Below are 17,950 nucleotides of genomic sequence, written 5' to 3' on the forward strand. Positions count from 1 at the left end.
GTTACGGGGAATCAAGTATAATGAAGAAACTAAACTAAATGCTACCAGCAGGCGAGGAGAGAATGGGCATGGAAGGACATGGACCGTTGACAGACCCGCTTTCGTCCCAACAACAGCACAGGCGCAAAACCGGGGGCTCCATCTGGAAACGGATGGCGGCTGCCGGGGCCTTAGCCTGTCTGCTGGCGGGCGTTTTGACCGGCTGCGGGGGCGTGGTGCCCCGGGCCAAGGCGGACGAGGACCGGCCCACCGTCACCGTGGGCTGCGACACCTATTCTCCCTTCAGCTATGTGGACGTAGACGGCAACCTGACGGGCATCGACATCGAACTGGCCAGCGAGGCCTTCTCCCGCATGGGCTATGAGCCGGAGTTCACCATCATCAACTGGGAGGAAAAGAAGGACCTGCTCCACAACGGGGACATCGACTGCGTCTGGAGCAGCTTCACCATGGACGGCCGGGAGGACGAGTACCGGTGGGCCGGGCCCTATATGCGCAGCCACCAGGTGGTGGCGGTGAATGTAGACAGCGACATCTACACCCTTCAGGACCTGGAGGACAAGGTGATGGCCGTGCAGTCCTCCACCAAGCCGGAGGATATCATCCGCAGCCACGACGGCACCCTGCCCCAGCTGCGCAAGGTCATCTCCGTGCAGAAGCGGGACCTGCTCTTCGCCCTGCTGGGCAAGGGCTATGCCGACGCCCTGGCCGCCCACGACACTTCGGTGGAGCAGTTCATGGCCGAGAGCGGCCTGGAGTTCCGCATCCTGGATCAGCCCCTGCTCACCGTGGGCCTGGGGGTGGCCTTTGACAAGGACGACACCCGGGGCCTGAACACAAAGCTGGACGAGGTGCTGAAGGAGATGAAGGCGGACGGGACCACCCGGGCTGTTCTGAGCGAGTATATGTCCGACCCGGACCGGTATCTGGAGGGCGGAGATGAAAGCTAAAAAAGTCACCCTCCGCTGGCGGCAGCTCATCCCCGTGGAGATACTGGTTGGCATTCTGCTGATGACGGTGATGTTCGTCATCGCCTCTAACGACGACATCTCCACCGCGGAGCAGGAGCTGGTCAGCAAAGTGGAGTATATGAAGGAGCAGTGCAACAACAGCCAGCTCATCAACCTGGCCTCCGAGGCCAAGAGCCTGCTGCGCCTGACGGAAAGCGCGGAGCAGATCCGCTGGCGGATGAAATATGGCCCGGAGCTGAGCCGAGCGGCCACGGTGGACGACGCCCTGGCCACCCTGGCCAAGGACAGCTATCTGGACGGCCTGTTCCTGCTGGGGCCGGACGGCACGATCACGGCCCAGTATAACAGCGTGAATGTTCCGGCGGACCGGCTGATGCCCCGGCTGGACCTGAATTCTCTGCTGGACACCATGGACTTTCAAGAGAAGACCTATGTGGTCCGGGTGAATTTTGAAAACGGCTCCTTCATCGACGTGGCCGCCGTGGGGCGGGCGGACGAGAGGGGCGTGATCGTGGGCTATTACTACACCTCCGCCGGATATGCCAAGGTGTTCAACAACTCCATCCGCTCCCTCATTGCCAGCTATGCCCCGGAGCGGGACGGCACCGTCGTGGTCAGCGCGGGGACCCACGTGCTGGCCTCCAATGACAAGACGCTGGTGGACACGGAGATCGATGACACGCCCATTTTAAAGCGCATCATGGAGCGGGGCACCGGGAAAAAGCTGATCCACGCCAAGGACGGGCGCACCGTGCTGGGCCACGACTTCGGCCTGATGGAGAAGAGCCGGGACTATTACATCTACGCCTTTATGACCGAGCGCACCGTGTTCGCCACAACCCCCCAGGTGATGCTGTACACCCTGTTCGTCTACCTGATGCTGCTGGTGATGGTCCACATGCTGTGGTGGCGGACGGAGCGGGGCTATCACAAGGAGACCCTGCGGGTGCAGCGGGAGTATACCCAGGCCCTGGAGGCCAAAAACGCCCAGCTGCGGGAGGTGGCGGCCCAGGCCCAAAAGGCCAACGAGGCCAAAAGCCGGTTCCTCTCCCGCATGAGCCACGACATCCGCACCCCCATCAACGGCATCATCGGCCTGCTGAACATCGACGAGGCCCACTTTGACGACCAGGCGCTGCTGCTGGCCAACCACCAGAAGATGAAGGTGTCCGCCGACCACCTGCTGTCCCTCATCAACGACGTGCTGCAGATGAGCAAGCTGGAGGACGGGAACACCGTTCTGACCCACGAGGTCATCAGTCTGGTGGACCTGACAAGGGACATCGTGACCATCGTCATTGACCGGGCCACAGAGCGGGGCCTGATCTGGGACTATGAAAAGGGAAAGTCCAACATCCCCTATCCCTATATCTATGGCAGCCCCGTCCATCTGCGGCAGATTTTTTTGAATATCTATGGCAACTGCATCAAGTATAACCGCCCCGGCGGCAGGATCACCACCATCGTGGACACGTTAGAGGAGCATGACAACATCTGCACCTATCGCTGGACCATCTCTGACACCGGCGTGGGCATGAGCCAGGAGTTTTTGCAGCGCATCTTCGAGCCCTTTGCCCAGGAGAAAAACGACGCCCGCAGCGTCTATCAGGGCACCGGCCTGGGCATGTCCATCGTGAAGAGCCTGGTGGACAAGATGGGCGGGACCATTGAAGTGTCCAGCCAGGTGGGGGTGGGCTCCACCTTCGTCATCACCATCCCCTTTGAGATCGCCCCGGCCCCGGAGGAAAAGGCCGCCCCCGCCCCGACGCCAAGACCATCCCCATCCTGGCCATGACGGCCAACGCCTTTGACGAGGACGCGAAAAAGTGTCTGGAGGCGGGCATGAACGCCCACCTGGCCAAGCCCCTGGAAATGAAAAAGCTGATCGAGACCCTGTCCGGCTGCTGCGGGACAAAAGCATAACGGCATAACAAAACGCTCCCCCCGTGACCGGACTGGACCAGCCTGCGGGGGGAGCGTATTTTCTTAATAGAGCAGCTCGAAGAGGCAGCCCCACACATAGTCCAGTTCTTCAAAAGCGATGTGAGGGGAGAGCTGGAAGCGGAGACCGTCCCCGTCCAGGCGGGTGCGGACACCGAAGCGCGTCTCCAGCTGCCGCCGAATATCATCGGCGTCGTGGCCAGGGAAGCGAGCACGGACTTGGCCGGTCTTTTGGTCGGCGGAGAGGAGCTCCGGCCCGCCGGGGCCGAAGTCCTGGAGCCGGGCGGCCAGGTGGCGGACCTGCCGGGCCAGATGCTCCGGGTCATAGCCCTGGAGGAGAGGAACTGTAAAGTCAATGTGCTTCATAGACGTGTCTCCATGGGGATGCGGATGAGATAGTGGTTGTTCTTCATCTGCCGCAGCAGGGTGGGCAGCACCCGGACGGCCCCGGGGTCGGCGTCCATGGTGAGATAGACAGTCTGGCGGTCCAGCCGGTCCAGGCGGCGCAGGGTGTTGGCGGAGAAGGTGTTCACCCCGGAGGACAGGGTGGGGGAGAGGGACAGGCTCTGCTGCCAGCACACCCAGCCCTGGGCGGAGAGGGCGGCGCGCTGCTCGTCCGGCACCATGGCCAGGGTGGTGCGGCTGTGGGCCGTGCCAGCCAGCAGCTCGCTGCCCCGCTCCAGCAGCCGCCGGGTCTGGTCGGCGGTGTCCCCCAGGGCCAGCAGGCCCACGCTGTGTCCCTCGCCCAACATGCGGCGGACCAGGTCGCCGTGCTCCTCCAGCACCTGGGGGGTGAGGAAGAAGACGGCGTAGGCTGCCTTGGCGTCCAATGCGTCCAGCAGATCGGCCAGGCTGTCCCCGTCGGTGCAGCGGAAGGCCAGATAGACGGACACGTCGCTTGCGGTGACGGGTTCCTCCACTGCCGGGTCGGTGCTGGGGGTGGAGGGGGTGACGGTGCTGGGGGTGGAGGGCGTGTCGCTGCCGGGGTTCAGGCTACGGTTATACTCCCGCAGGCGCATGTTCAGCAGATTCTCCGCCGCCTCGATGAATTTGGAGTCGGACAGGACCACCGCCTCGTTCTTGATGCGCAGCAGATAGCCCTGGCGGATGGAGTTATAGGAACGGCTGAGTCCGAAGAAGGTACACACGGTGTTCAGGGGCACATAGGGCCGCCCGTTGCGCATGACGGCCCGCACGTCGTAATAGGTGTCGGTGGCCAGGTCCCGGCAGGTCCCGGCGTTTAAGTCGAAGGCCAGGATCTGCCGCAGGTTATAGACGCTCACCGTGGCGGTGGATGGGTCATAGGTGCTGCTCAGCCCCAGGTCCACGCCGGTGGAGCCGCTGTCGAACACGGTGTATGGCACGTAGATCAGGCTTTTATACCAGATGGGCATGGTGTCCGCCGTGAGGGGCAGCACGTTGTCGTTCACGGCGGTAAAGCACACCTCCGCCGCAGCGGCGGGGGGCGGAATGAGCAGACCGAGGCACACCAGCAGGACCGCCAGCCGCCCCAAAAGCCAGGAATGGCGCTTGTTCAAATGATCTCCTCCCTGGAGAAGGGGCAGAGAAGCCCCTGGGATGGTCTCATTTTACCACAGGATGCCGCCGGGGGCAATGAAAAAAGCGCGCCCGGGCAGCTGGTCCGGGCGCGCGGATATTGCTTGATCGCCTTTACACGGGGATCAGGTCCAGGGGGCGCTCGCCCCGGTACATGGCCAGGGCGTTCTGCACCGCCCGGCGGCGCAGGTCCAGCACCGACTCCTCCGAGGCGTAGGACACGTGGGGGGTGATGAGGATGCCGGGGACGGACAGCAGGGGGTCGTCCATGGCGATGGGCTCGTGGCAGACCACGTCCAGCACCGCGCCGCGAATGACGCCGGTCTTCACCGCTTCAATCAGGTCGGCCTCGTTCACCAGGGGCCCCCGGGCCACGTTGATGAGCACGGCGGAGGGCTTCATCTTACGCATCAGGTCCAGGTCAACAAGGCCGGTGGTCTCGGGCATCAGTCGCACGTGGACGGAGACGAAGTCCGCCCGGGCCAGGCCCTCGTCCAGCTCCACCTTCTCCGCGCCGAATTCCCGGGCGGCCTCGTCGGTGACAAAGGGGTCATAGGCCAGAACGGTCATGCCCAGAGCGTGGGCCCGCTGGGCGGTGACCTTGCCGATGTAGCCAAAGCCCATGAGCAGCAGGGTCTGCCGGCTCAGGCGGTGGACGGGCTGGCTGAGGGCGGTGACGCCCCACGCGCCGTTTTTCAGCTGGCCGTACAGGGCCTCGATGGGCTTGTAAAAGTGGAACATGGCGGCCAGGACATAGTCGGCGATGTCCTCGGTGCAATAGCCGTTCACGTTGGTCACGGGGATTCCGGTGGCCTTGGCGGCCTGCACGTCCACGTTGTTATAGCCGCTGCCGAAGACGGCGATGCCCTTGCAGTTTTTGAGCTTGGAAATGACGTCGGCGGTGACGTCGGCGGACACCTGGGCAAAGACCACGTCCGCCTGGGCGCCAAAGTCCTCCAGGTCCTGCTGAAAGGGGATGCCGGAATAGCGAATCTCGCAGTCGGGATAGGCGGCCTTCAGGGCGGCCTCCTCCACGGAGTAGTCGGGCCACTCGTCGTCGATGATCCAGAACAGGGGCTTTTCCATGAGAAATTCCTCCTAATGGTGGATTGGGCGGGTTTAGATGCGCAGGAAATTTTCCGACCAATCCAGGTGATTTTTCAAAACTTCGGTGAGCTTGTCCAGGTCCCGGCTGCGCAGGACCTTTAAGATCTCCAGGTGCTGGCGGACGCTCTCCTTGGTGTTGTTCAGCGCCTCGGCAGACAGGTCCAGATAGCGGCGCAGGTTGGAGTCGTTGCTGGCCACGATGGACTTGATATAGGGGTTGGTACAGTGGTCCACCAGCATGACGTGCAGCTCCCAGTCCAGGTTAGAGAACTCCCCGTGCTGGGGGTGCTCCCCCCGCTCGCAGGCGTCATACACCTCCTGGAACCGACGCTCCATGTCGTCGATCTCCTGGTCGGTGATGCGATAGATGGAGGTCTTGATGGCCTGCATCTCCAACAGACAGCGGATCTCATACAGGTTCTCCATGTCCTTGGAGGACAGGGGCTTTACATAGGCCCCCACGCCGTTTTTGATCTCTAAAAACCCCTCGGAGGCCAGGGAACGCAGGGCCTCCCGCACGGGGGTGCGGCTCATGCCCAGGTCCTCGGCCAGGCGGCTCTCGCTGAGGATGTCGCCGGGGGCGATGCGCCCCTGGCAGATGGCATCTTTGATCTGGTTATAGGCCTGTTCAGACAGGTTGGTCTTTCGTCTTGTCTCAAACATGATAAAATTAGATCACCTCTTGCCTTTCTATGGGTCGTTTATGGGAAAAAAGAACGCACAGTCCACAATCTGTATACAGCCTGTGCGAAATAAAAATACGCCCTGAGCGCTTCTCGCTGAAGGGGCGAATATGCTACTATACGTATGATACCCCCGGAAGCGGGAAAATGCAACAAAAATTTTGCAGGGACCTGGAAAACTTTTTAGCGGCTTTTTTATCTTTTGGAAGAAAAGAGGGAGAGAAGTGCCCCGTCCCCTTGACAATCCCCGAAAACATGATACAATAACAACGCAAAATGTAACGACGAAGCAAAGCCCGGCCACGTGCCGCCAGCGAGAGGGGACAGTGAAAGCCCTTGCAGACGGACCGGGAACGCCACTTCACCAGCGGCCCGGGATGACCGGGACGGCCCATCCCCGTTACCGGATGACTTGAGACAGCGCCGTTTTCGGCGCTAATCAGGGTGGTACCGTGGAATTTTTCCGCCCCTGACATTTGGTCAGGGGCGGTTTTTTCGTTGCGGAAAAGCTGGCGCGGCTTTGCCCGATGGGGGGTGAACGAGGCATGAGACAATGGAGAAAGCGGGTCGGGGCCCTGGCCCTGGCCGTCACGGTGGTGCTGAGCCTGTTTTTGCTGGCCGGCTGCAAGGGGAAGCCCCTGCCCGAGGGCATGGACAAGGAGACCGTCCAGACCAAGGCGGAGGAGGTCCTGGCCCTGCTGGCCGATGGGGACTATACCCAGGTGGCCGAGCAGTTCCGCCAGGACGTGCGGGAGGAATACGGCGTCACGGCGGACACCATCATCCAGGCCATGGAGCAGGTAGCGGGCGCCGGGGCCTATGTCAAGCTCACCGACTCCACCGTGGTGGGCGGCGAGAACGAGAGCTTCGACGGCGAATACGCCGTGGCCGTGCTCTATTGCAAGCACGAGAAGAAAAAAGTGGTCTATCAGTTCTCCATCGATCCCAGCTATCAGCTCATCGGTTTTTCGGCACAGATCCGATAAAGAAGAAAGCAACAATAAACGGAGGTATTTTCCATGAAAGATCCCAAGCCCTTTGGGGTAAACGAACTGCGCGAGATGTTCCTGCACTTTTTTGAGACCAAGGGACATCTGCGTCTGCCCAGCTTCTCCCTGATCCCCCAGAACGACGCCAGCCTGCTGCTCATTAACAGCGGCATGGCCCCCATGAAGCCCTTCTTCACCGGGGAGCAGGAGCCCCCCCGTCACCGCGTGACCACCTGTCAGAAGTGCATCCGCACCGGTGACATCGAGAACATCGGCAAGACCGCCCGCCACGGCACCTATTTCGAGATGCTGGGCAACTTCTCCTTCGGCGACTACTTTAAGAACGAGGCCATCCACTGGGCCTGGGAGTTTTTGACCAGCCCGGAGTGGGTGGGTCTGGACCCCGACCGCCTGTTCCCCTCCGTCTTTGCCGGCAACGAGACCACCCCCGCCGACACCGAGGCCTTCCGCATCTGGAACGAGGAGATCGGCGTCCCCGCCGACCACATCTTCAAGTTCGGCAAGGAGGACAACTTCTGGGAGCACGGCTCCGGCCCCTGTGGTCCCTGCTCTGAGATCTACTATGACCGGGGCCCCAAGTATGGCTGCGGCAAGCCCGGCTGCACCGTGGGCTGCGACTGCGACCGGTATATGGAGGTCTGGAACGTGGTGTTCTCCCAGTTCGACAACGACGGCGAGGGCCACTATACCGAGCTGAAGCAGAAGAACATCGACACCGGTATGGGCCTGGAGCGTCTGGCCGTGGTGTGCCAGAACGTGGACTCCCTGTTCGACGTGGACACCGTGATGAACATCACCAACAAGGTCACCGAGATCACCGGGGCCAAGTATGGCCAGAGCCACGCCATCGACGTGTCCCTGCGGGTCATCACCGACCACATCCGCTCCGCCACCTTTATGATCTGCGACGGCGTGCTGCCCAGCAACGAGGGCCGGGGCTATGTGCTGCGCCGTCTGCTGCGCCGGGCCGCCCGCCACGGCAAGCTGCTGGGCGTGAACGAGCCCTTCCTGTACCGGGTGTGCGACACCGTCATCCATGAGAACGAGGGCCACTACCCCGAGCTGCGGGAGCGCCAGGACTATATCACCAAGGTCATCCGGGTGGAGGAGGAGAATTTCGCCAAGACCATCGACGGCGGCCTGAAGATCTTCAACGAGATGCTCGCCGGCCACAAGGCCAAGGGGGAGAAGACCTTCTCCGGCGGCGACGCCTTCAAGCTGTACGACACCTATGGCTTCCCCATCGACCTGACCCTGGAGATGGTGGAGGAGCAGGGCATGACCCTGGACGAGGAGGAGTTCCACAAGCAGATGGAGGAGCAGCGCCAGCGGGCCCGCAAGGCCCGTGAGGCCCTGGGCGATCTGGGCTGGGCCGGCGTGGAGTTCGGCAAGGACATCCCCGAGACCCAGTTCATGGGCTATGACCAGACCACGGTAGAGGGGGCCAAGGTGGTCGCCCTGGTGGTGGAGAATGAGCAGGCCGAGGAGCTGATGCCCGGCGTGGAGGCCATCGTGGTGCTGGATAAGACCCCCTTCTACGCCGAGATGGGCGGCCAGATCGGCGACCAGGGCACCCTCACCGCAGACGGCGTGACCTTCGCCGTCACCGACGTGCAGAAGAACAAGGGCGGCAAGTATATGCACTACGGCAAGCTGACCCAAGGCACCCTGAAGGTGGGCGACACCGTCACCGCCGCCCTGGACGTGGAGCGCCGCAAGGCCATCATGCGCGCCCACTCCGCCACCCACCTGCTGGACAAGGCCCTGCGCACCGTGCTGGGCGACCACGTCCATCAGGCCGGCTCTCTGGTGGAGCCCGACCGCCTGCGCTTTGACTTTACCCACTTCTCCGCCCTCACCGCCCAGGAGCTTGGCAAGGTGAACGCCATCGTCAACGAGGCCGTTCTGGAGGGCTATGACATCGTCACCCAGGAGCTGCCCATCGAGGAGGCCAAGAAGAAGGGCGCCATCGCCCTGTTCGGCGAGAAGTATGGCGACACCGTCCGTGTGGTGGATATGGGCAGCGGCTACTCCGTGGAGTTCTGCGGCGGCACCCACCTGGACAACACCGCCAAGGTGGGCGTGTTCCACATCTCCAGCAAGTTCTCCGTGGCCTCCGGCGTCCGCCGCATCGAGGCCACCACCGGCAAGGCCTCTCTGGCCGTGATGAACCGGAACCAGGAGATGCTGTTCCAGGCCGCCTCCGTCCTGAAGGCCAAGCCCGGCGAGCTGCGGGAGAAGGCCGAGGCCGTGATGGCCGAGGTCCGCCAGCTCAGCCAGTCCGTGGAGAAGTTCAAGGCCCGGGAGGCCGTCAGCGAGGCCGAGCGCTTCCTGTTCTCCGGCCACGATGTGGGCGGACTGAAGGTCCTCACCGCCACCGTGCCCGAGGCCGATGCCAACCGCCTGCGCAAGATGGGCGACTTCCTGCGGGACAAGGAGCCCAAGGTGGTGGCCGTGCTGGCTGCCGTCAACGGGGAGAAGATCACCTTCCTGGCCGTGTGCGGCAAGGATGCCGTGAAGGCCGGCGTGAAGGCCGGGGACATCATCAAGCAGGTGTCCGCCATCGCCGGCGGCTCCGGCGGCGGCAAGCCCGACTCCGCCATGGGCGGCGGCAAGGACCCCCTGATGGTGGACAACGCCCTGGCCATGGTGGACAACGTGGTGTCCATGAAGCTGGGTGTGTGAGATGCTGCCACAGGACCCTGCGATCCTGCTCAGCTATGTGAACACCAAGCTGCGGGACTGCTATCCCAGCCTGGCCGCCCTGTGCGACGACCTTCAGGCGGACGAGCAGGCCCTGGCGGACAAGCTGGCAGCCATCGACTATCACTATGACCCGGAGCGGAATCAGTTCGTCTGACCCGCTGAAGGCCCCTCTCCCGCCCGGAAGAGCGGGGGAGGGGAGATAGATCCCGATCCCCACCCCTGCGGGGGTGGGGACGCAAAAAGGGATATCAAAAACAGAAGGGAGCTGAATTTCATGTCTGATTGTCTGTTCTGCAAGATCAGCGCCGGGGAGATCCCCTCCAACAAGGTCTATGAGGACGAGCTGTGCTACGCCTTTTATGACATCGATCCCCAGGCGCCCACCCACTTCCTGGTCATCCCCAAGGCCCACATCGGCTCCGTGGCCGAGGTCAGCGGGGACAACAGCGCCGTGGTGGCCCACATCTTCGAGGTCATCGCCAAGGTGACGAAGGAGCTGGGCCTGGACAGCTACCGTGTGGTCTCCAACATCGGGGAGCAGGCGGGCCAGAGCGTCCACCACCTGCACTTCCACGTCCTGTCCGGCCGGGATATGACCTGGCCCCCGGGCTGAGAAAAGGGCATAGATAAAAATGAAAGGGACGTTCCCTGTGATGCTGCGATCACGGGGAACGTCCTTTCGATTTTCAATATACCACGCAGGTCATGCAGGCATTTCGTCACTGCGGCGGGTACGCTTCAGCCCGAGGAACGGAGGGACCACAGAGCGCGGTTGGCCCTGCTCGTGGGCTTTTTTCAACTGGTACTCATGGAGCGCGATGGAGTCCAGCAGATCGCGCTGGGTCTGAGAGGCGGAATAATAGGAGATACCATAGCGCTTGCAGACTACGCTGAGCTGCTCCAGCAGTTCCACGGCTTCTGGCGACATATTCTTGACTTCGATATCCATAAAATGACCTCCCATCAGGAAAGATACGTGTTGAAGATAGAGATGGCGGCATGATCTGCGATCATCAGCATAATAGGACCGCCGGAGTATTTGGGGAAGATCCGAATGGCACCAAAATCCTGAATATAGTGCCGGGCCAATTCGGTTGTTTTAGCCTCAAACGTGACGACGCCATTTTTACCGGAATCAATGGAGAGCTGGATGCCGAACGCAACCATCATGCGGCCAATATTCAGATATTTCTTTTTTGGGGTAAGGGTGGGATTGCTGGCGGGGTGGCTTTCAATATACTGAATATAGACAAACATGCTGGACTCTGTTTCGCGGTAGGCGCCAAGGGCGATGATCTCGCCGGAAGCCGTCCGTGCGGTGTATTTTTCAAGAGACGGATCGCGGATGAATTCACTGGTCCAATCGGTCTGCCAGCCCTCTTTTGTGGCGGCAAGGTCGGCATCTGTTGCCCTGTCAATGTCCACGGGAATACGCGCACCGGTCTCCGATGAATTCACAAAGTATTGCAGGACCATATCAACTCACCCCTCTGTCCTAGTATAAACAATTATACTGGCAAAAGAGCGAAAAGACAAGGTCAACTTCGAAAAAGCCCCCGCCGTCTTTCCAATTGGGTCAGACGGCGGGGGTTCTTCAAATCACAGGTCAACTCAACCGGCCACGAAGCCCAGGATGAGGTAGCCAATCACGGCGATGCCGCCGCAGATCAGGGCGTAGGGCAGCTGGGTCTTGACGTGGTCCAGGTGGTCAGAGGCAGAGCCCATGGAGGACAGGATGGTGGTGTCGGACAGGGGGGAGCAGTGGTCGCCGAACACGCCGCCGCCGGCCACCGCAGCGAACACAGCCACCACGATGGGGTTCAGCTCGCCGCCGGACATGTTGAAGGCCAGGGGCAGGGCGATGGGCATGCAGATGGCGAAGGTGCCCCAGGAGGAGCCGGTGGCGAAGGCCATTACGGCGGCCACCAGGAAGATCACGGCGGGCAGCAGATGGGGGGTCAAAAAGCCCTCGGTGACGGAGATGATGAAGTTGGCGGTGCCCATGGACTTGGACAGGCCGTTGACGGAGTAGGCCAGGGCCAGCAGCACCACGGCGGGCAGAGCGCCCTTGATGCCGTTCATCATGGTGTCCATGACCTCTTTAAAGGGGATGCCCTGGATCATCATGCTGATGGTCATGAAGATGACCACCAGGGTGAAGGCCTCCATGGTCTTGGCGGAGTGATAGGCCACATAGGTGGACAGGGCGGTGACCACGATCATCAGCACGGGCAGCAGGAAGTTCAGGAACACCCGGGGGGTGAAGCCCTCATACATCTCCATGCCGGTCAGCTCCTTGCCGATGAGGGGCTGGGCCCCGTCGGCCAGGACCTTGCCCGTCTCCATGGCCCGCTGCTCGGCCTTCTTCATGGGACCAAAGTCCTTGATGATGCCGGAGCCGATGAGGCCCACGAAGATGACGGCGGCCAGGGGATAGAAGTTAAAGGGGATGGCCTTGAGGAACAGGGCGGAACCGTCCTCGGCGGTGGCGATGCAGCCGATGCCCACTGCCAGACCGCTGAGATAGGCGGCCCAGCCGGTGATGGGCACCAGCACGCTCACAGGGGCAGAGGTGGAGTCGGCGATGTAGGCCAGCTTCTCCCGGGAGATGCGGGCCTTGTCGGTGATGCTGCGCATGGTGCAGCCCACGAACAGGGGGCTGAAGGAGTCGCTGAAATAGACGAACATGCCCAGCACCCAGGCGGTGAGCTGCGCGCCCCGGCGGGACAGGTGCTTGTCGTGGACCCACTGGGAGAAGCCCTGAATGGCGCCGGTCTTCTGGAAATAGGCCACCAGAATGCCGATGAGGGTGTTCAGCAGCATGACCCAGGAGAAGCTGGTGGTGCCCAGGTTTTCCTTCAGGAGGGTGGGAAAGCCCAGCAGCAGGGTGTCCACCAGACTGTCGCCCATGACGATGCCGGACATGGTGGTGCCGGCGATGCAGGCCACGGCCAGGGCCACGATGGTGTTCTTGGTGGCGAAGGACAGGACGATGGCCAGAATGGCGGGGATGATGGAGATGATGCCCATGCTTGTCAATTCTTCCATGTGATCTCTCTTTCCTATTAAATTTTAGTCAAAAAACAGCGCTGCTGTTTTTTGATGAGTGGCTCTTACAGCTTCACCTGGTCCAGGGGCAGGAAGTTGTCAGAGCGGGTGACGGTGGCGTGGGGGGCGGGGTCCAGCTGGCGGTCAGCGATGTGCAGGATGTCCTCAGGGCGGACCCAGGGGCGGTTTTGCAGGGCGCTGGTCTCCTCGTGGGTCAGATAGCCCTTATAGGCGGTGAGGGCGCGGCGCAGGAAGCCGTCCCGCGCACAGGCCTCGGCCACGCCGTTGTTCAGGATGGAGCGGAAGTGGCCGATGACAGAGGCGGCATAGGCGATGGAGGTGGAGTTGGCGATGGCGCCGGGGATGTTGCTGACGCAGTAGTGGACGATGCCCTCCTCGATGTAGCGGGGGTTCTCGTGGGTGGTCTCGTGGAAGGACTCGATGGCGCCGTTGTCGTCGTTGCTGATGTCCACGATGACGGAGCCCTTGCCCATCAGCTTGAGCATAGGCCGGTCAATGAGAAAGTCGTTGCAGCCCTTGGGCCACTTCACGCAGTTGAGGACCATGTCGGTCTGGGGCAGCAGGGCGGCGATGTTCTCCTTGGTGCACAGCAGGGTGTCCACCCGCTCCTGATACTGGCGCTTCAGGGTGCGCAGCAGGCCGATGTTGATGTCCATCACGGTGACCCGGGCGCCCAGGGCATACAGCACGGACAGGGCCGCCTGGCCCACGGTGCCGCCGCCCAGGATCAGCACGTTCATGGCGGGGGAGCCGCCCAGACCACTGACGAACTTGCCCTTGCCGCCGTTGATGGACAGCATGGACTCCAGGCCCATCAGCGCGCCCTGCTTACCGGCGGCCTCGCAGTTGGGGGAGCCGTAGCGGTGGCAGTCCTCGGCGGTAAAGGCGATGCACTTGCTGTCCAGAATGGCCTGGACCTCCTGGGGGTGTGCGGCGGGGTGGATGCAGGTGAAGATGATCTGGCCCTCCCGCAGCAGGGGGAACTCGCAGGGCTCCAGCTCCTTGACCTTGGTGACAAAGTCGGCCTGGGCATAGATCTCCTCCATGGTGTCCACCAGGCGGGCCCCGGCCTTCACATACTCCGCGTCCTCAAAACCGGCCTTCTCGCCCGCGCCCTTCTGGACCAGAACGGTGTGGCCGTCGGCGGCGATGGAAGCGATCTCGTTGGGGGTGGCGATGGTGCGATACTCGCCGTTTTTGATGTCCTTCAGCAGTCCGAATACCATGATACTTGACTCCTTCAAAATAAAATTTTTCAATGCTCCTTACAAACAGAAAGCGCCGAAGCAAAAGCTCCGGCGCCGCGTGGGTGTCTGTCTTTCGCCCCATGTGACAAGCGCTCTCCCGGGGGCTGGCGGCCCCAGGGAACAGTCCTGTGCTTCTTCAGCCCAGGCCCAAGCGGCTTGGTGAAAACCGCTTTCGGCGGATTGCCCTTTCCCCACAGGTGGGTACTGTTGCGCTCCGCGCCTCTTTATCACACGATTCTTTATTTTAAAGAGTGCCCCCCGGTTTGTCAATCGTTCCCGGACAGTTCCCGCCCGATTCATCACTTCTCCCAATTTCCCGCCCAAAAGCAGATGGATTCCCGCCATATTTCAGGCGCTGAAGAGAAAAAACGCCCCCATTTTCCCCGGTGCAACCGCTGGTTGCCAAATTGAAAAGCCAGGTTGGTGGACAGAAGGGGCCGATTTTGCTATGATGGAACCACCAGAGAGAAGGAGTGTGGAGCCATGACGTTAGGACAGCGCATTTACCAGCTGCGGACGAAGATGCATCTATCCCAGGGGGACCTTGCAGATAAATTAGAGGTGTCCCGCCAGTCGGTGTCCAAGTGGGAGACGGACGCCTCGGTGCCCGAACTGGACAAGCTGGTGCGGCTGAGCCAGCTGTTCGGCGTGACATTAGATTCCCTGGTGATTGGGGCTGAGCCAACTCCCCAGCCGGAGCCGACGGCCCAGCCCGCCCCGGAGCCGGAATCTGCCCCGGCCCGCCAGAGCGGGAGGAAGATAGCCGGTTGGGCGCTCATTGCCCTGGGCGTGGTGATCGTGGTGCTGTTTTTGGCCCTGACCGGCTCCCTGGTGGGGACCATCTTCAGCCTGCCCCTGTTCCTGTGCGGCCTGATCTGCCTGACCGTCCGGCGGCATCCGGGGCTGTGGTGCGCCTGGGTCCTGTTCCTGCTGACGGACGGCTATTGGCGCTATGCCACCGGGGTCACCTGGCATCTGATCTGGCTCACCCCCATCTTTGAGCCCAGCTGGAACTACGCCCGCCTGGCCCTGGGCTGGGGAGAGGCAATTTTGGCCTTGGCTCTGGCAGTGGGCACCGCCCTGTGCTTGGGGAAAAAGCCTCTGTCGGGCCAAAAGGCACTGCTGGCCCTGGCGGGAGCCTGGGTAGTCTTCGCCGCCGTGCGGTTCCTTCCCAACGGGCCCACGAGCGCGTTGATACGCACCGCCTTAGATTGGCTGGCCCTGTCCGCCCTGTCCGCCGCCCTGACCGTCACCCTGAGATGGGTCCGGGGGAGAAGGGCGGAGAAGCCGAAAGAGCAGTGACGCAGGCAGGTTGTGTTGCCCCTGGTTTTCCGGTATAATAGAGCCAAAGAAAGCCGATGAGGAGGGAAGCCCCATGATGCTGGACACAGACGCCATCGTCTCTATGGCAGAGGCCGAGGAGATTTTCCCGGGTGACGCGCATCGCAGACCAATATGGACAGGCGGTCATCTTCAAACACGATAAGCCGAGATATGTTGTAATCGATTTGGAGAAAGTCTCGCTGACAGACGACGAAAAGATCGATCTTGCCGCCGCAGAAATTTTGAAAAAATACAAGCCAGCTTTTCAGGAGTTGGCAAAATGAATCAAAGGGCCGGGTCCTGCGGGAACCGGCCCTTTGACTATGTAGAGTTATTCGTTCAGCATCTTCGTATACTTCTCCAGCACGTCCGCCACCGTCTCCTGAGGCAGGTGGTCCAGGGGGATGGGGACGGGCGGGGCGTCGGGGTAGTCGGACAGGGGCTTTTCGTACCAGGCCACGTCCAGCCACTGGCCGTTTTTATAGCCGGAGTTGTGCTGGGTGCCCAGCAGGCGGAAGCCCAGGGCGGCGTGGAACGCCTCGCTGGCGGGGTTGGGGTGGGTGACGATGCCATAGACGGTGCGCATCCCCTGAAGCCCCAGCAGCTCCATCAGGGCCAGATACAGGGGCCGTCCGGCCCCCTTGCCCGTGGCGGCGGGGGAGAGGTAGATGGACAGCTCCCCGCTCCACTGATAGGCGGTCCGCACCCCCAACAGGTGGGCGTAGGCATAGCCGATGGGCTGCCCGTCCTCCTCCAGCACCAGATAGGGGAAGCGGGCCTGCACGTCGGCGATGCGCCGGGCAAACTCCTCCCGGCTGGGCACCACATATTCAAAGGTGACGGTGGTGGACAGATAGGGGGCGTAAATGGCCAGCAGGGCGTCCACATCCCCGGGCCGGGCCAGTCGGATGGTTTTCATGGCGTTGCTCCTTATGCGTGATGCATGTGTTTGCGTTACAGGCGGATGCGCTCGATGCCCTCCACGGCGGCCTGGACCATGGCCTCGATGTCCAGCCCGGCCTCTGCCGCCTCGGCCTCCTCCACGGTGGGGCGCAGACGGGGGTGGCGGGGGGTGAACACGGTGCAGCAGTCCTCATAGGGCAGGATGGAGGTGTCGTAGGTGCCGATCTTCCGGGAGATCTGCACGATCTCCTCCTTGTCCATGCCCACCACGGGGCGCAGCACGGGGATGTCCACCACCTGGCCGGTGACGGTCATGGCGTCCATGGTCTGGCTGGCCACCTGGCCCAGGCTCTCGCCGGTGACCAAGGCCTTGGCCCCGCAGCGCTTGGCCACCCGCTGGGCGATGCGCATCATGAACCGGCGCATGACCAGGGTGAACATCTCCTCGGGGCAGGAGCGGCGCAGCTCCTCCTGAATGGCGGTGAAGGGGACCACGTGGACAGTGAGACGGCCACACCAGGGGGTGAGCAGCCGGGCCAGCTCCAGCACCTTCTCCTTGGCCTCGGGGGAGGTGTAGGGGTAGGAGAAGAAGTGGACCATATCCAGGGCCACGCCCCGCTTGGCGATCATATAGCTGGCCACGGGGGAGTCGATGCCGCCGGAGAGCAGGCTGACCGCCCGGCCATTGATGCCCACGGGCAGACCGCCCGCGCCGGGGTCGGGGTTGGCGTGGACAAAGGCGGCGTAGTCCCGGATCTCCACATAGACGGTGAGCTCCGGGTGGTGGACGTCCACCTGAAGGTTAGGGTAGAGCTCGTCCAGCTCGCCGCCCACATACTGGCTGAGCTGGATCGACGTCATGGGGAAGGTCTTGTCCGCCCGGCGGGTCTCCACCTTAAAGGTGCGGGCGGTGCGCAGCCGGTCATCCAGATACTCGTGGCAGGCCTTTAGAATGGCGTCCTTGTCCTTTTCACAGGCCCGGGCCCGGCTGAGACCCACCACGCCGAAGACCTTTTTCATGGCCTCCCAGGCGGCGTCCATGTCGCAGCTGTCCTCCATGGGCTCCACATAGGTGGTGGACTGGCGGGTGTACACCCGGAAGCGGCCCAGGCCGTTGAGACGGCGGTGGATGTTGGCCTGGAGCTTATCTTCAAAGCTGTGGCGGTTCAGGCCCTTCAGGACCATCTCCCCCAGCTTCAGCAGGATCATTTCATTCATGGGTATCTCTCCATTCAAGTGACAAAATATCTTGCGTTCTGAATTGGGCTGTCATTCCGAGGAGCGAAGCGACGTGGGAATCCGTAACCTTCGTCCCTTGGCCCCCTTGTGAAAGGGGGCTGGCATCGCCGTAGGCGATGACTGAGGGATTCCGTTTTCAGGATAGCTTTCCTGTGGTCGGAATCCTTTCGTCACGGGCTGCGCCCGTGCCACCT

At 62.1% G+C, this 17,950-nt stretch carries 19 protein-coding genes and 1 riboswitch; of the genes, 9 read left to right on the forward strand and 10 right to left on the reverse strand.

Annotated features, from left to right (window positions below; genetic code table 11):
- Nucleotides 1-68: 68 nt before the first annotated feature.
- The 3 genes from ACSAMP_RS08790 to ACSAMP_RS08800 are packed head-to-tail and all read left to right on the forward strand — an operon-like array spanning nucleotide 69 to nucleotide 2,894.
- Nucleotides 69-950: a substrate-binding periplasmic protein gene (locus tag ACSAMP_RS08790; protein WP_457800200.1), complete on the forward strand. Its 882-nt coding sequence runs from the start codon at nucleotides 69-71 to the stop codon at nucleotides 948-950.
- Nucleotides 940-2,766: a sensor histidine kinase gene (locus ACSAMP_RS08795; protein ID WP_457800201.1), complete on the forward strand. Its 1,827-nt coding sequence runs from the start codon at nucleotides 940-942 to the stop codon at nucleotides 2,764-2,766. Before ACSAMP_RS08790 ends, ACSAMP_RS08795 begins: the two co-directional genes overlap by 11 nt.
- Nucleotides 2,763-2,894 carry a response regulator gene (locus tag ACSAMP_RS08800; RefSeq protein ID WP_441796441.1) on the forward strand — a complete coding sequence of 44 codons (132 nt, stop codon included), beginning with the start codon at nucleotides 2,763-2,765 and terminating at the stop codon, nucleotides 2,892-2,894. The genes ACSAMP_RS08795 and ACSAMP_RS08800 overlap by 4 nt, the downstream gene beginning before the upstream one ends.
- Nucleotides 2,895-2,957: 63 nt before the next feature.
- Here the strand turns inward: ACSAMP_RS08800 and ACSAMP_RS08805 are convergent, their stop codons facing one another.
- The 4 genes from ACSAMP_RS08805 to ACSAMP_RS08820 all read right to left on the reverse strand — a co-directional run bounded on the left by ACSAMP_RS08805 (nucleotide 2,958) and on the right by ACSAMP_RS08820 (nucleotide 6,239).
- On the reverse strand, nucleotides 2,958-3,278 hold the full coding sequence (locus tag ACSAMP_RS08805; RefSeq protein WP_457800202.1) for a hypothetical protein: 321 nt from the start codon (nucleotides 3,276-3,278) through the stop codon (nucleotides 2,958-2,960).
- On the reverse strand, nucleotides 3,275-4,450 hold the full coding sequence (locus ACSAMP_RS08810) for a polysaccharide deacetylase family protein (RefSeq protein ID WP_457800203.1): 1,176 nt from the start codon (nucleotides 4,448-4,450) through the stop codon (nucleotides 3,275-3,277). The genes ACSAMP_RS08805 and ACSAMP_RS08810 overlap by 4 nt, the downstream gene beginning before the upstream one ends.
- A 133-nt stretch (nucleotides 4,451-4,583) precedes the next feature.
- Nucleotides 4,584-5,555: a C-terminal binding protein gene (locus ACSAMP_RS08815; RefSeq protein WP_457800204.1), complete on the reverse strand. Its 972-nt coding sequence runs from the start codon at nucleotides 5,553-5,555 to the stop codon at nucleotides 4,584-4,586.
- A 33-nt stretch (nucleotides 5,556-5,588) separates the two neighbouring features.
- The gene (locus ACSAMP_RS08820; RefSeq protein WP_441796437.1) at nucleotides 5,589-6,239 is read right to left on the reverse strand and encodes a GntR family transcriptional regulator; all 651 of its coding nucleotides are present in this window, start codon (nucleotides 6,237-6,239) and stop codon (nucleotides 5,589-5,591) included.
- A gap of 565 nt (nucleotides 6,240-6,804) precedes the next feature.
- Here ACSAMP_RS08820 and ACSAMP_RS08825 point away from each other — a divergent pair.
- The 4 genes from ACSAMP_RS08825 to ACSAMP_RS08840 all read left to right on the forward strand — a co-directional run bounded on the left by ACSAMP_RS08825 (nucleotide 6,805) and on the right by ACSAMP_RS08840 (nucleotide 10,588).
- On the forward strand, nucleotides 6,805-7,245 hold the full coding sequence (locus ACSAMP_RS08825; RefSeq protein WP_457800205.1) for a DUF3887 domain-containing protein: 441 nt from the start codon (nucleotides 6,805-6,807) through the stop codon (nucleotides 7,243-7,245).
- Between the two features lie 33 nt (nucleotides 7,246-7,278).
- Entirely contained in the window at nucleotides 7,279-9,954 is a 2,676-nt protein-coding gene (gene alaS / locus ACSAMP_RS08830; protein WP_457800206.1) for an alanine--tRNA ligase, read from the forward strand.
- 1 nt (nucleotide 9,955) lies between these two features.
- Nucleotides 9,956-10,129, forward strand: coding sequence for a DUF4250 domain-containing protein (locus tag ACSAMP_RS08835; protein ID WP_441796434.1), 174 nt, complete (start codon nucleotides 9,956-9,958; stop codon nucleotides 10,127-10,129).
- 120 nt (nucleotides 10,130-10,249) lie between these two features.
- Nucleotides 10,250-10,588, forward strand: a complete 339-nt coding sequence (locus ACSAMP_RS08840) for a histidine triad nucleotide-binding protein (protein WP_457800207.1) — start codon at nucleotides 10,250-10,252, stop codon at nucleotides 10,586-10,588.
- Nucleotides 10,589-10,678: 90 nt separating this feature from the next.
- On the opposite strand, the gene ACSAMP_RS08845 is transcribed toward ACSAMP_RS08840, so the two are convergent.
- The 4 genes from ACSAMP_RS08845 to ACSAMP_RS08860 all read right to left on the reverse strand — a co-directional run bounded on the left by ACSAMP_RS08845 (nucleotide 10,679) and on the right by ACSAMP_RS08860 (nucleotide 14,270).
- Nucleotides 10,679-10,924 carry a hypothetical protein gene (locus ACSAMP_RS08845; RefSeq protein ID WP_441796432.1) on the reverse strand — a complete coding sequence of 82 codons (246 nt, stop codon included), beginning with the start codon at nucleotides 10,922-10,924 and terminating at the stop codon, nucleotides 10,679-10,681.
- Between the two features lie 14 nt (nucleotides 10,925-10,938).
- Nucleotides 10,939-11,451 (reverse strand): hypothetical protein, encoded by a 513-nt coding sequence (locus ACSAMP_RS08850; RefSeq protein WP_441796431.1) that lies wholly within the window; start codon nucleotides 11,449-11,451, stop codon nucleotides 10,939-10,941.
- Between the two features lie 135 nt (nucleotides 11,452-11,586).
- The gene (locus ACSAMP_RS08855; RefSeq protein WP_457800208.1) at nucleotides 11,587-13,023 is read right to left on the reverse strand and encodes a Na+/H+ antiporter NhaC family protein; all 1,437 of its coding nucleotides are present in this window, start codon (nucleotides 13,021-13,023) and stop codon (nucleotides 11,587-11,589) included.
- A gap of 65 nt (nucleotides 13,024-13,088) precedes the next feature.
- Nucleotides 13,089-14,270, reverse strand: coding sequence for an alanine dehydrogenase (locus tag ACSAMP_RS08860; protein ID WP_441796429.1), 1,182 nt, complete (start codon nucleotides 14,268-14,270; stop codon nucleotides 13,089-13,091).
- Between the two features lie 100 nt (nucleotides 14,271-14,370).
- Nucleotides 14,371-14,524: riboswitch (Lysine riboswitch) on the reverse strand.
- A gap of 250 nt (nucleotides 14,525-14,774) precedes the next feature.
- Between ACSAMP_RS08860 and ACSAMP_RS08865 the strand changes: the two genes are divergently transcribed.
- Nucleotides 14,775-15,593 (forward strand): helix-turn-helix domain-containing protein, encoded by an 819-nt coding sequence (locus ACSAMP_RS08865; protein WP_457800209.1) that lies wholly within the window; start codon nucleotides 14,775-14,777, stop codon nucleotides 15,591-15,593.
- A gap of 131 nt (nucleotides 15,594-15,724) precedes the next feature.
- Nucleotides 15,725-15,898: a type II toxin-antitoxin system Phd/YefM family antitoxin gene (locus ACSAMP_RS08870; protein ID WP_457800210.1), complete on the forward strand. Its 174-nt coding sequence runs from the start codon at nucleotides 15,725-15,727 to the stop codon at nucleotides 15,896-15,898.
- Nucleotides 15,899-15,945: 47 nt separating this feature from the next.
- On the opposite strand, the gene ACSAMP_RS08875 is transcribed toward ACSAMP_RS08870, so the two are convergent.
- Nucleotides 15,946-16,533, reverse strand: a complete 588-nt coding sequence (locus ACSAMP_RS08875; protein WP_457800211.1) for a GNAT family N-acetyltransferase — start codon at nucleotides 16,531-16,533, stop codon at nucleotides 15,946-15,948.
- 35 nt (nucleotides 16,534-16,568) lie between these two features.
- Nucleotides 16,569-17,735 (reverse strand): tRNA uracil 4-sulfurtransferase ThiI, encoded by a 1,167-nt coding sequence (gene thiI / locus ACSAMP_RS08880; protein WP_457800212.1) that lies wholly within the window; start codon nucleotides 17,733-17,735, stop codon nucleotides 16,569-16,571.
- Nucleotides 17,736-17,950: the final 215 nt, after the last annotated feature.

The organism is Flintibacter sp. SJQ-8, from assembly GCF_054108085.1.

What these genes read in the sequence shown, in the direction of transcription:
- ACSAMP_RS08795 (WP_457800201.1), top strand. Translation starts at nt 940, where the DNA reads ATGAAAGCTAAAAAAGTCACCCTCCGCTGGCGGCAGCTCATCCCCGTG.
- ACSAMP_RS08805 (WP_457800202.1), bottom strand. Translation starts at nt 3,278, where the DNA reads ATGAAGCACATTGACTTTACAGTTCCTCTCCTCCAGGGCTATGACCCG.
- ACSAMP_RS08850 (WP_441796431.1), bottom strand. Translation starts at nt 11,451, where the DNA reads ATGGTCCTGCAATACTTTGTGAATTCATCGGAGACCGGTGCGCGTATT.
- ACSAMP_RS08800 (WP_441796441.1), top strand. Translation starts at nt 2,763, where the DNA reads ATGACGGCCAACGCCTTTGACGAGGACGCGAAAAAGTGTCTGGAGGCG.
- ACSAMP_RS08845 (WP_441796432.1), bottom strand. Translation starts at nt 10,924, where the DNA reads ATGGATATCGAAGTCAAGAATATGTCGCCAGAAGCCGTGGAACTGCTG.
- ACSAMP_RS08825 (WP_457800205.1), top strand. Translation starts at nt 6,805, where the DNA reads ATGAGACAATGGAGAAAGCGGGTCGGGGCCCTGGCCCTGGCCGTCACG.
- ACSAMP_RS08840 (WP_457800207.1), top strand. Translation starts at nt 10,250, where the DNA reads ATGTCTGATTGTCTGTTCTGCAAGATCAGCGCCGGGGAGATCCCCTCC.
- ACSAMP_RS08865 (WP_457800209.1), top strand. Translation starts at nt 14,775, where the DNA reads ATGACGTTAGGACAGCGCATTTACCAGCTGCGGACGAAGATGCATCTA.
- thiI (WP_457800212.1), bottom strand. Translation starts at nt 17,735, where the DNA reads ATGAATGAAATGATCCTGCTGAAGCTGGGGGAGATGGTCCTGAAGGGC.
- ACSAMP_RS08815 (WP_457800204.1), bottom strand. Translation starts at nt 5,555, where the DNA reads ATGGAAAAGCCCCTGTTCTGGATCATCGACGACGAGTGGCCCGACTAC.
- ACSAMP_RS08860 (WP_441796429.1), bottom strand. Translation starts at nt 14,270, where the DNA reads ATGGTATTCGGACTGCTGAAGGACATCAAAAACGGCGAGTATCGCACC.
- ACSAMP_RS08875 (WP_457800211.1), bottom strand. Translation starts at nt 16,533, where the DNA reads ATGAAAACCATCCGACTGGCCCGGCCCGGGGATGTGGACGCCCTGCTG.
- ACSAMP_RS08855 (WP_457800208.1), bottom strand. Translation starts at nt 13,023, where the DNA reads ATGGAAGAATTGACAAGCATGGGCATCATCTCCATCATCCCCGCCATT.
- alaS (WP_457800206.1), top strand. Translation starts at nt 7,279, where the DNA reads ATGAAAGATCCCAAGCCCTTTGGGGTAAACGAACTGCGCGAGATGTTC.
- ACSAMP_RS08835 (WP_441796434.1), top strand. Translation starts at nt 9,956, where the DNA reads ATGCTGCCACAGGACCCTGCGATCCTGCTCAGCTATGTGAACACCAAG.
- ACSAMP_RS08820 (WP_441796437.1), bottom strand. Translation starts at nt 6,239, where the DNA reads ATGTTTGAGACAAGACGAAAGACCAACCTGTCTGAACAGGCCTATAAC.
- ACSAMP_RS08790 (WP_457800200.1), top strand. Translation starts at nt 69, where the DNA reads ATGGAAGGACATGGACCGTTGACAGACCCGCTTTCGTCCCAACAACAG.